This is a genomic window from Pantoea sp. B566, assembly GCF_024793925.1.
In the GTDB taxonomy this organism is placed as follows: domain Bacteria; phylum Pseudomonadota; class Gammaproteobacteria; order Enterobacterales; family Enterobacteriaceae; genus Pantoea; species Pantoea ananatis.
The window spans coordinates 1,014,961-1,026,865 of sequence record NZ_JANUQL010000003.1 but is presented as its reverse complement, the minus strand read 5'-3'; the positions used below and the strand labels follow the sequence as shown (position 1 = coordinate 1,026,865).

The following is an 11,905-nucleotide window of genomic DNA, read 5'->3' as shown; positions in this document are numbered from 1 at the left end:
CTGGCTTTTTCAATGAGCATATAATGAGAAGAGAAAACGTAATAAAATCATTCAAATATGGGCTTTTCTTTTCAGTGCTCATAATGGTCATGACTTTTTTTGTGAGGAAAGTATTTCTTGATGAGTTAGGAAGTGAACTTACAGGTTTTTATTTGCTAATCAACCAATTGTTAGGCTTTATAAATTTAGCTGAACTAGGACTTGGGACTGCATCAACGTATCTTTTATTTAAACCTTTACACAAGAAAGACAATACGGAACTTTCAATAATTATTTCAACCATCCGAGATCTCTATAAAAAAATACAGCTTCTTGTATTGATAATTGGCTTCGCTATAGCCTTTTTCCTCCCATTAATAGTCAAAGATAAGTTACAGTATCTTGAGCTTTATATACCTTGGGTGCTTTTTGTATTAGCAACGACGCTATCTTATAGCTACAGTTCGGAATCAATATTACTTTCAGCCGACCAAAAATTACATTATGTAAGAGTTATCAATGGCTTAGGAAGGGTAATAAGTTTTTCTCTTCAAATTCTGTCTCTAAAACTAGGGTATGGGATAATCGTTTTTAGTATTATTGAATTAACTTCTAATATCCTGCAATTACTTCTCTTTAAAAGCATCGTAAAAAAACAATATCATTTAAAACCCATAAAAAATAAAGAAGAAACAACAATTTTTAGAAAAGAAGTTTTTACAGAACTGAAAAAAACATTTATCCATAAAATTTCCGGTGTGTTGATTTTTAATACTGACTACCTTTTGGTTTCATTTTTTCTAGGACTGAAGTATGTAACATCTTATTCCTCGTATATCATGATTATCCAGGCGTTATCGTTTCTTATCACGACAGTGAGTGCACCATTGAGTACGGCATTGGGTAATTATTTACATGATAAAGGGGGAGAAGCAACTTACAAAAAATTTCTTCAAGTAAATGTGTTTTTTTTCTTATGTGCTTCGGTAGTGAGTATTGTATTTTATTTTGTGGTCAATGATGTCATAACACTTTGGCTAGGAAAGTCAGTTTTACTCGCTAATGGAACTGTCCTTTTAATAAGTGTAAATTGTTTTTTCCTGATATCCAGAAGTGCAGTTGATATTTTTAAGGTTTCGTATGGATACATGTCAGATATACACTTACCACTAATAGAAGGTGTGGCAAACCTAATAATCTCTTTAATCTTAATTAAATACATGGGGATTAATGGAGTAATAATAGGCACCATATTTTCAAATGTACTAATTATAATGATTGTCAGGCCGTACTATTTATATAAGTACGGGTTCAAGTTAGATTTAAATACGTTTTTCAAAGACTACTTTCTCTCATGGGTGCCAGCAATTACTGCTGTTTTTTTCTGTTGCATATTTGTATCTTACGCAAAAGTTTATCCCATTCCAGTCGAGGGAGTCATAAGTTTACTCTTTAAATGTTGTGTTTTCACTGTAATAATAGGCGCCCCATGTACGTTATTATTTGCAGTTTTGAGTCCCGATTTAAGAGGGCTAATCAAAAGCCAGTTAAGAGCGCGATATGGACGATAATGCCTTACCGATAGTAATCATGACCAGGAATGATGATGAGTTTCTTGAGTTATGTATTGAAAGTATAATCAATAATACCTTATACCCTTATTTTATTTATGTAATTGATAACAGTTCGAATTCACCTATTCAAAATGCGCTGCTTGACAAATATGCTGCATACAAGAATATAAAAACTCTCAAAAACAAAAACAATCTATGGGTTTTGGGTGTTAACGAGCACCTGAAAAAAATAAAAGACAGCCATAGTTCAAACTATTTTTTGTTAACTGATGGTGACATTGAATTCCCATCATTGAATGAAAATAAAGAGTGCTGGCTTACAGTTCTGGTGAAATATATGGAACAATACAAATGTATTGGCAAGCTAGGAATGTCGCTGGACTGGGCTGATATTGAAAACGATATGTATTTTGAAAATATCCTTTCACAAGAGAAAGCGCTTTACGATGAGAAACGAAAAATCGGCGAATTATTTATTTCTCCGGTTGATACTACTGCAGCATTATATCGATGGGATTGGTCAATAAATAGTTTTGGGCTTTATCCTGACCATATACGATATCTCAGACCAGAACTCTATTCTTGTCGAACGCCACGTACGCTAAGAGCCGTACACCACGGGTGGAAGACTTATAAAGAGAATAGCAGTAAAAATGTGGAAGATAAAATTAAATGCTTCACGTTAATGGGCGCTGATATTAAGAAAAACCAAATTGAAAGTGTTGGTTTTAATGTCAGGCTATATAATAAAATTTTGGCAAAACCGATGAAAGTTTTCTGGGGCATCAGGCGAAGATTTTATCTGGCAAAATATCTATTCTGTAAAGGCCAAAGAAAATTCGATAATCATTAGCAGGTTGATAATGGCAATATATTTATGTATTTTTTTTGGGTTGGCATTATTTAGTCTATTAAATAATCAAAATAAAAAAATTTATTTTTTTTTCATTACCACTCTTTTTATATTGGCGGCTTTTCGTGGTGTTGATGTCGACCGAGATTATAAAACCTATATAAGCATTTACGAGTACATTATAGATGGTGAGCCTTATACTATAGAACCAACGTTTTATTTGATGAGTTGGGTCTCATATTTATTGACAAATTCATATGAATTGATTTTTATAGTATTCTGTTTCGCAGCGCTTTTTTATAAAGTGAAATATATAAAGCAGTTTTCACCTTATATATTCTTGTCATTACTTGTGTATTACAGTAATTTTTATTTTTTACATGAGATGACACAAATAAGAATTGGCGTTGGAGTGGCAATAGGCTTCTTTGCGCTAAAGTTTTTGGTGGAAGGTAATAAAAGAAAGTTCATTTATTACATCATTGCAGCCTGTTGTTTTCATTTTTCTATGGTTGTAATGCTTATCGCACTAAAATTTAATAGTAAAAAAATCAGTAGCAAATACATTTATATTATTCTGTGTTCAATAGGGCTTTGCTATTTCTCGATACTATGGAAAATTAACCCCGTTGAGTTGCTAGGATATTTACCTGTGCCTGTTATTCAGGAGAAGTTGAGAATATATAATTATCAAACGCAGCAGGGAATGATACAACCAGTTAACGTTTTTTCGATAATGCAATTGCTCCGTATATTTATTCTTATTTTTGTTTTTGCTTCTTATAAAAAGTTTAGCGGAGATGAAAGATTTGTTTTGTTTCTGAAAATATATGCTTTGTCACCCATTTGCTTAGTTTTATTTTCAGCTATTCCAGCCTTTGCGATAAGAATGAGTGAAATATTTGCCGTGGCTGAAATAGTATTACTACCAATGATCGTTTACAGATGTCAGCAAAAGAATCTTGCAAAGCTTTTAGTGATCTTATACAGCGCTTGTATTCTTTCTTTAAACTTATATCACAATCAAATTATTTCTGGATATCAATTTTAAATGGACATAAAATTCCTCCCAATTGTCGTTCTTTATAAAATAGGCTTGAGTCATTCAGACAGTATTAATAGTATACTTGACTCTGATGTAGAGGGATTAATTTCTGAGCTCTTTGTATATGACAATTCCCCTGCACGCGAAGGCAACAATGAAGTAATAGAAAGCTATCGTGGCAGGAAAGTATATTATATCACCGATTATTCTAATTCAGGTGTGAGCGCAGCTTATAATAAAGGACTATCAAAAGCTAAAGAGCTTAATTATGAGTATGTATTACTACTCGATCAAGACACGAAATTCCCTCCAGAATCAGTTGTGGAATACGTTAAAGCTATAAAGAATAATCCGCATATTAAACTAGTTGCCCCAAGGCTTAAAACTTCAAAAGGTGAACTATGTTCACCATTAAGATATTCACTACATCGGGGATTTGTTCTAAAAGAAATTGAACCGGGAATTTATCCACTTGATCGCTATTCTCCTATTAACAGTGGCATGATGCTGAATACATCATCTGCCATTCAATGTGGTGGATATGTAGAAAAAGTATTTCTAGACTTTAGCGATTTTCAATTTATCGAAAAGTTAAAAAGAAATGTAGACTGTTTCTATGTCATGCCTTTATTAGTTATACAGGATCTTTCCAATGATGAACCTGATACTAATTCTTTATTAAATAGATTCAAAATCTATTGTAAGTGTGCAAGAAATTGCCATAGAAATAATTTTATTGATGATGCTATTTATTTTTTTATGGTTTTGAATAGAGCGATCAAACTTACTTTGAGAACGAAAGAAAGACAATTTATTCTCTATTTTTCCCGCTTTTATGTTCGAGGCCAAAAATGATTTCTGTTTGCATCCCAACGTTCAATGGTGAAGCATTTATTGAGGAACAGGTCAGGAGTATCTTGGCTCAACTAGACATCAATGATGAAATAGTTATCTCAGATGATAATTCTACTGATTCGACAATTAGTAAAATTAATAGCATCGGAGATAAACGTATTAAAATTTTTCAAAATTACAGAAGTAAACGCGATGATCAGCGTGATACACTTTATAAAGTTTCATTAAATGTGCAAAATGCGTTAAAAAATGCCAAAGGTGACTATATTTATTTGTCAGATCAGGATGATATCTGGATTGAAGGGCGCATAGAGAATACGATCGAGTTCTTAAAAGCCAATGAACCTAGACTAGTGGTTTGCAATTGCAAAATTATTGATGAACAAAAAAAAATAATTGCTGATTCTTATTTTAAATACATAAAGCCGAGCTCGAGTTTTTTTAGAACATTATTTAAAAGTTCTTTCCATGGTTGCTGTATGTCATTTAACAGAAAATTAGTTGAAAAGGCCTTTCCATTTCCCTTTGAAAGTCTCGGTCATGACCTTTGGATTGGTTTAACGGCTATTTTATATGGAAAAATCGAATTTACCGATAAACCACTCATTCACTATCGCAGGCACAGTGCGACAGTGACAACGACGGGTTTTAAAAGTGGCGCAAGTTTATCCTTCAAAGTTAGCTATCGAATCAGGACGATTAAAGCAATTCTTAGAAAAATTTTTAAAAGAGTTAATGAGAATAATTGATGAAGATAGCTCATGTTCAAGTAATACCAAAAATGTCTGGTGTTCAACAAATTTCTTTAGATATTCTTTGTGGCTTAGAAAAAAGTGGTTTAGAAAAGTATGTTATTTGCGGCGAAAATCCAACAGAACAGTTTGTGGAGTCGTTCAGAAATGCTGGCGTAGAAATAATCATTGTTCCTTCAATAAAGAGAAATATTGGGCTGGATGATTTAAAAAGTTTTATTGCGCTCTACAAAGTCTTTAAGAAATACAATTTTGATATTGTACACACCAATTCAACTAAACCTGGAATTGTAGCTCGAATAGCTGCAAAATTTGCGGGAATCAATAAAATAATTCATACGGTTCATGGGGTGGCGTTTCATAAATATGAAGTATTACCTAAACGTATTTTTTATTATTTATTAGAAAACTTTTCTACATTATTCGGTGATGTAAATATTACCGTTAATAAGAAATACATATCATACTATCCTTTAGTTAAGAGTCATTTAATTTACAATGGCGTAAGTATCCAAGATTATCAATGTGAGACAAAATATTTTCATAACGAATGTGGTTTGCATTTTGCATTTTTAGGCCGCCTGGACACACAGAAAAACCCATTAGAATTTATTGAAGCAGTTAACCTTCTCGTTAATAAATTTCATGTCAATAATAACATTAGATTCACATTGGCAGGTAATGGTGAACTTTTTTCTGAGTGCAAAACATTAATTACTAATTACAATCTTGAAGATAAAATTTTGATGCCGGGATGGATTACTAACAAAAGTGTTTTTTTTAATGACGTTGATGTACTTTGCCAGCCTTCGCTGTGGGAAGCTTTTGGTTTAGTTTTTACTGAAGCTGCACTTTTTCAAATACCCTCTATTGCGCATGGCGTTGAGGGTATACCAGAAGTGGTGCTCGACAACATTACAGGTCAGCTTTATAAAAACGGACCTGAAGAACTTGCTGAAAAGATGCTGTATTTAATCAATCATCCAGATGAAGTAAAAAGATTAGGCAATCAGGCAAGAAAACATACTCTTGATACTTTCACTAAAGAGCGAATGGTTGCAGAATATTCCAAAGTTTACTTCGAAAGAAAATAATTTTATAGATAATATAAAGAAAATGAATAAAAATAAATTTTTTTTATTTTTACATTCCATTGGTCTAATAATATTAACTTACCTATTACTAAACAAAATTAATCTTGATACAGATGTAGAATTAAATATTTATTTCGAAATTCTTTTATTTAGTTTTGCCTGCAGAGCTTTAGGCAGCCCTGTTCGTGTTGTTATCAGTCTTTTTTATGGCTTAACATTGGGTCTTCAGGTGTCCTCCTTGAGATCGACTGGGGATTTTGTTTCAACACTGACGTTGGATAATCTATCGGAGTTCAGGGCGATAGGGCAATCTCAGTTTATTGAAACGCTTCTTGTTACATTTACGTATTGTCTTGTTTCATTGACCTGTTTGATTCCACGAAAAACAAAATTTTCAGTTCATTTTATTATCCTCTTCATCCCATTGTTCTTTACTGATGGTGCTATCTCTAATTTTTCTTCAGCTTTGCATGGTTTTTATAAGCAATTAACCTACAAACCATCATATAATTACCCTGATATTGCAAAGAAGTATTTAAAATTTAATGTTTATGAGAGCTCGCATCATATTAGTTTTATCGAAAGTAAACCTAAAAATGTTATTATTATTTTTACAGAAGGCTTTTCTTCACGTGTTATTGATCGTGAGAACACTTTAGATCTCCATCTTACTCCAAATATCGATAAACTCTATGATGAAGGCGTTATAGTAAAAAATTATTATAATCATACTGCTGCTACATTCCGTGGGCTGCGTGGTCAGCTCACATCCGCATATCAATACAGAGATGGAACAAATAATAAAGTTGGTGGTTTTTTTCAGATCAGTCATAAAGAGGTAGAAACAAACTATTTCGGAAGGCTTATTTCTCTACCCTCTATTCTAAACGAAAATGATTTCAATACTTTTTTCCTCGCTTCGACAGAAAACGATAGCAATCTTAATGCCTTGCTAAAATCGATGCCTTTTCGAAAAGTTTATGGAATGGAAGATTTTGGATGGAAGCAGGGAGACAGGATGTCTGATAAAAAAGTCTTTGAATCATTAAAGCAACTTCTTGAGAATTATAGCACAGACACACCTTTTTTTATTGGCGTATATCCATCAGGAACTCATCACGGAATGGATAGTCCAGATGTACGCTATAAAGATGGAAACAATAAAATCTATAATAAATTTTATAATTATGATTATCAGCTTGGAGAGTTTATTAATTACTTTAAAAAGTCTAAATATTACAATGATACGATATTAGTTATTACTGCTGATCATGCTTCTTTTCCTGCACCAGAATTTAAAAAAAGTTTTGACGTTGATACAAACTATTTTGTGGATAAAATCCCCTTGATTATTATTGGCGCTGGTTTGCAACGTACTGTAATAGATGGTACCGGTAAAAATAGTCTTTCTTTAACCCCAACGATTCTGAACATGCTTGGTATCAAAAATCACGCAAATTATTTTATTGGCTGCTCATTATTTGATAATAATTGTCATACCCCTTTTCAGCATATATCTGCTATTGGCGACGATATTTATATAATTAATAAAAATCCTGATGGTATTTATGAGGTTAATCCAGAATCGATAAATAAAGATATCTCTGAATATTATACTATTAGTGGTTAAATTTTTAACAGTTATTTGAATCTAAAGTTTTTGCGTGCTGTGCTACACTAAATTTAGTCGTTTTTTTCTACGAGAATATGCTAATCTGTGCTTATGCATATTGAGTCGCAACGATAAATCTGAAAGGAGTAAAAAATGTCCAAACAACAAATCGGTGTTGTAGGTATGGCTGTCATGGGCCGTAATTTGGCTCTCAATATTGAGAGCCGCGGTTATACTGTTTCAGTTTTCAATCGTTCGCGTGAAAAAACTGATGAAGTAATTGCTGAAAATCCAGGCAAAAAATTAGCTCCATTTTATTCTGTTGAGGATTTCGTCGATTCTCTTGAGAAGCCTCGTCGTATCTTATTAATGGTGCAAGCTGGAGAAGCTACTGATAAGACTATTGCATCTCTGACACCACATCTTGATAAAGGTGATATTTTAATAGATGGTGGCAATACTTTCTATAAAGATACTATTCGTAGAAATAAAGAACTCTCCGATAAAGGATTTAATTTTATTGGTACAGGTGTATCTGGTGGAGAAGAGGGGGCGCTTAAAGGTCCCTCGATTATGCCCGGTGGTCAAAAAGAAGCTTACGAACTTGTTGCGCCTATTCTTAATAAAATCGCAGCGCGTGCCGAAGATGGTGAAGCCTGTGTGACTTATATTGGTTCTGATGGCGCAGGCCATTACGTTAAAATGGTTCATAATGGCATTGAATATGGTGATATGCAGTTAATCGCAGAAGCCTACTCTCTGTTAAAAGGTGCACTCAACTTAACAAATGAAGAGTTAGCCTATACCTTTACGGAATGGAATAATGGTGAGTTAAGCAGCTATCTCATAGACATTACTAAAGATATTTTCACCAAAAAAGATGAAGATGGTAATTATTTAGTTGATGTCATTTTAGATGAAGCAGCTAATAAGGGGACAGGCAAGTGGACGAGCCAGAGTTCTCTCGACCTCGGTGAGCCGTTATCATTAATCACAGAATCTGTATTTGCTCGTTACCTTTCTTCTCTTAAATCTCAACGTGTCGCTGCTTCTAAAGTTTTAAGTGGGCCAGTAGCCAAAAACTTCACCGGAGATAAAGCTGAATTTATTGAAAAAGTTCGTCAAGCTTTGTATTTGGGTAAAATTGTTTCTTATGCACAAGGCTTCTCTCAACTAAAGGCTGCATCAGATCAATATAACTGGGATCTGCAGTATGGTGAAATTGCCAAAATTTTCCGTGCAGGTTGTATTATCCGCGCTCAATTCCTTCAGAAAATTACTGATGCTTATTCCGCGGATGTGAATATTGCTAATTTACTTTTAGCGCCTTACTTCAAGAAAATTGCTGATGAATATCAACAGGCACTACGTGATGTTGTTGCTTTTGCCGTTCAGAACGGAATCCCGACACCAACCTTCTCGTCAGCAGTTGCGTATTATGACAGCTATCGCTCAGCAGTTCTGCCTGCTAATTTAATTCAGGCACAACGCGACTTCTTTGGTGCGCATACTTATAAACGCATCGATAAAGAAGGTGTGTTCCATACGGAGTGGCTCGAATAAAATATAATAAAGCCTCTTTTCTAAGGGAGGCTTTTTAATTATTGTCACTCTGGCTCTTTGACTCACAATTAAAGGTAATTCGAGCTGAATTAATGAATTTATGACTAATAAAAGCAATACAAACGACGAGCATTCATCCTTACATGGTGGGTACGTGAAAGAGCAGCCTGATTCCGATATTGATTTATTTGATTTAGTCTTACAGCTATGGCGCGGTAAGGTTGTAATCATTGTTACCGTTATTATTTCTGTTTTAATTGGTTTGGTTTACATCAACGTCGTGAAAGAAAAGTGGGTTTCTACATCGACGGTAACTCTTCCTGCCGCTGGGCAGGTCGCGAATTACAATGCTGCATTGAGTATCGTTTATGCTGACTCTCCGCAGGATAAACCTTCGCTCACTGGGCTCCAAACTCAAATGTTTAATCGTTTTACTGCTTCAATGAGCGCGTTAGCTGGGGCTCTCGCTAACCTTGAAAAGCCTCTAACGTTGACTTTAACGCCCGTCAAGGGTAGTGACGACGCGGTAAGCATTTCATTTGTCGGACAAAGCGCAAGAGAAGCCCAAATGCAACTGACTCAATATATTTCCCAGGTCAACGATGAGGTTGTTAAAGACTATGGCGATGATATTAAAAGAAATTTAAGCGTTAAAACACGTGAGCTCACCAATACCTTAGATACTTATAAGCAAGTTGCATTGAACCAAAAAGAGCACCGTCTTGATGTCATAAAACAGGCTTTGAAAATCGCCGATGCATCTAATGTAGGTAAGTTACAAGTTAATCAGGCAGAGTTTCTTTCTGATGATACTTTATATTTATTGGGGAGTGATGCACTTAAAGCTATGGTAGAGAATGAAAACTCCAAACCATTAGATTTCAGCAAAGAATATTATGACGCGCAACGTGCTTTACTTGCTGTCACGCATTTAAAAATTGAGGTTGATAACCTACAGTCTTTTCGTTACATCTCGCAGCCTGACTTACCACTTAAACGCGTTAGTCCTAAAAAAGGCTTAGCTTTGATTCTTGCATTTATAATTGGCGCGCTTCTAGGATCATTTATAGTTATTGGGCGTAATTCACTCATTATTTATCGTAATCGGGGCCTGTAGAAATTTGAAAGGTTGGCCTGTATTTTGACCAACCTTTTATTTTCTGTGCTCAGGCTTGAGCCATATAACTTCGTTTATCAATGATCTAATCTAAAAGAAGATAATTACGCATTCTATTATGATTAAATGCCATTTTAAACCAACAAATCCCCACTCCGCACCGACTTCTCTCCCGCCAGCCTCAACACCAGCATCCCTGCCGTGGCAAACCTGGCCCAATGCCGGGCATAAAGTATCCCACCGAACTCCGCCACCAGTGGCGTGATATGGTCTGTTACCGGATCGACAATCTCCGCGACCACTTCACCTGGCCTGATAAGCGCACCCAGCGGTTTGCGATGCAGAATCAGTCCCGAGACGGGCGAGTGAACGTATTCGCAACCGGCAAGCGGGGTGGGCGGATTTTTCAGCGCAGGTGATGAGGCGGATGTACCCTCGGTGTGACGCTGCTTAATAATCCTGCTTTCATCGGCAACCTGAGCAAGACCTGGAGCACCGAGTCCTGTACCGCTCTCATCAACGCCGACTAAATCTTCGCCTCCGCTGGCGACGGATACCAGCTCATCGCCGCCAATCACCGGTGCCGCGACCTCGACAGAAACGGCCGCCTCATCGGCTGTAATGTAGCCCGATTCCTGTAGCGCGCTGATAATCGCATCGGCATCCTGTTCCGCTTGCTCTGGCGACACGTCACGTACGCCACGGAGTTCAAGGGTTACGGGTAATAAACCCTGCGGCATGGGGAACTGTTCGGCAAAACGCTCTGCCAGCGTCAGCCAGGGCTCACAACAGGCTTCATCAAATGGCTCCCCGCCGGAAACTTGTGCCAGCAACTGAACTTCACTACCTAACCAGCGTGCCAGCGGTTCGACCGCAGGCCATGCGTGCGGTGTGGTATAGAGGTGCGGCAGGGCTTCCCAGTCGCAGTGTAGATCGATCATTAAATCCGCCTGGCTCGCCATGCGCATGAGCGTGAACCGCTGCGCTTCCAGCTCCGTTTTCGGTACGGTATCGCGGTAGTAGCGATCGATTGCATCACGAATCAGTCGCTTGTTTTGGGTTTCGTTTGGCGTCAGTACGCCAGCCAGATCGTTAGCCAGCGTGGTGCCGAGTGATGGAAACTTACGGTTAAAGTCTTGTCCAGTCTGCGTATGGAAGCGTCCCAAATGGGTGCCATGCCAGTACTGGCCTAGCGCAAGAGGATTTGAAACCGGGATCAGGGTGAAAGAGGCTTTTAACCGTCCGGCTGACTCCAGCGTTTGCAGACGTTGTTTCAGGTACCACGCAACCGCCATGCCAGGTATTTCATCGCCATGTAAGGCAGCCTGGATATAAACCTGTCGCGTAGCGTCATCGCCAAAATGAAAACTGATAATTTCACGCTGGGTGCCGAGAGAGGCGCTTAACAAGGGGTGATGTTGTTGGTACATACCGTGTTAATGTCCTTTTGTCGGTTCAGGG

Annotated in this window: 10 protein-coding genes; 9 read left to right on the top strand and 1 reads right to left on the bottom strand. The window is 36.7% G+C overall.

Translation table 11 applies throughout. The annotated features are described in order from the left end of the window. Positions 1-23: 23 nt before the first annotated feature. The 9 genes from NYE92_RS06540 to wzzB all read left to right on the top strand — a co-directional run bounded on the left by NYE92_RS06540 (position 24) and on the right by wzzB (position 10,444). Positions 24-1,550, top strand: coding sequence for a lipopolysaccharide biosynthesis protein (locus NYE92_RS06540; protein ID WP_064374048.1), 1,527 nt, complete (start codon positions 24-26; stop codon positions 1,548-1,550). Then, on the top strand, positions 1,540-2,406 hold the full coding sequence (locus NYE92_RS06535; protein ID WP_064374047.1) for a glycosyltransferase family 2 protein: 867 nt from the start codon (positions 1,540-1,542) through the stop codon (positions 2,404-2,406). Before NYE92_RS06540 ends, NYE92_RS06535 begins: the two co-directional genes overlap by 11 nt. A 10-nt stretch (positions 2,407-2,416) precedes the next feature. Then, a complete protein-coding gene (locus NYE92_RS06530) occupies positions 2,417-3,457 on the top strand; it encodes an EpsG family protein (protein ID WP_064374045.1) in 1,041 nt (346 codons plus the stop codon). After that, the gene (locus NYE92_RS06525; RefSeq protein ID WP_064374044.1) at positions 3,458-4,306 is read left to right on the top strand and encodes a glycosyltransferase; all 849 of its coding nucleotides are present in this window, start codon (positions 3,458-3,460) and stop codon (positions 4,304-4,306) included. Beyond that, a complete protein-coding gene (locus tag NYE92_RS06520) occupies positions 4,303-5,055 on the top strand; it encodes a glycosyltransferase (RefSeq protein WP_078828791.1) in 753 nt (250 codons plus the stop codon). Before NYE92_RS06525 ends, NYE92_RS06520 begins: the two co-directional genes overlap by 4 nt. Then, the gene (locus NYE92_RS06515; RefSeq protein WP_259018764.1) at positions 5,055-6,152 is read left to right on the top strand and encodes a glycosyltransferase family 4 protein; all 1,098 of its coding nucleotides are present in this window, start codon (positions 5,055-5,057) and stop codon (positions 6,150-6,152) included. Before NYE92_RS06520 ends, NYE92_RS06515 begins: the two co-directional genes overlap by 1 nt. Continuing rightward, a complete protein-coding gene (locus NYE92_RS06510) occupies positions 6,115-7,782 on the top strand; it encodes an LTA synthase family protein (RefSeq protein WP_146206688.1) in 1,668 nt (555 codons plus the stop codon). The genes NYE92_RS06515 and NYE92_RS06510 overlap by 38 nt, the downstream gene beginning before the upstream one ends. Before the next feature lie 135 nt (positions 7,783-7,917). Further along, complete coding sequence (gndA, locus tag NYE92_RS06505) at positions 7,918-9,327, top strand: NADP-dependent phosphogluconate dehydrogenase (RefSeq protein ID WP_064374036.1); 1,410 nt, start codon at positions 7,918-7,920, stop codon at positions 9,325-9,327. 154 nt (positions 9,328-9,481) lie between these two features. After that, positions 9,482-10,444, top strand: coding sequence for an LPS O-antigen chain length determinant protein WzzB (gene wzzB / locus NYE92_RS06500; RefSeq protein WP_259018763.1), 963 nt, complete (start codon positions 9,482-9,484; stop codon positions 10,442-10,444). Positions 10,445-10,578: 134 nt separating this feature from the next. Here wzzB and NYE92_RS06495 read toward each other — a convergent pair whose 3' ends face one another. Next, positions 10,579-11,874, bottom strand: coding sequence for a succinylglutamate desuccinylase/aspartoacylase family protein (locus NYE92_RS06495; RefSeq protein WP_259018762.1), 1,296 nt, complete (start codon positions 11,872-11,874; stop codon positions 10,579-10,581). Between the last annotated feature and the right edge of the window lie 31 nt (positions 11,875-11,905).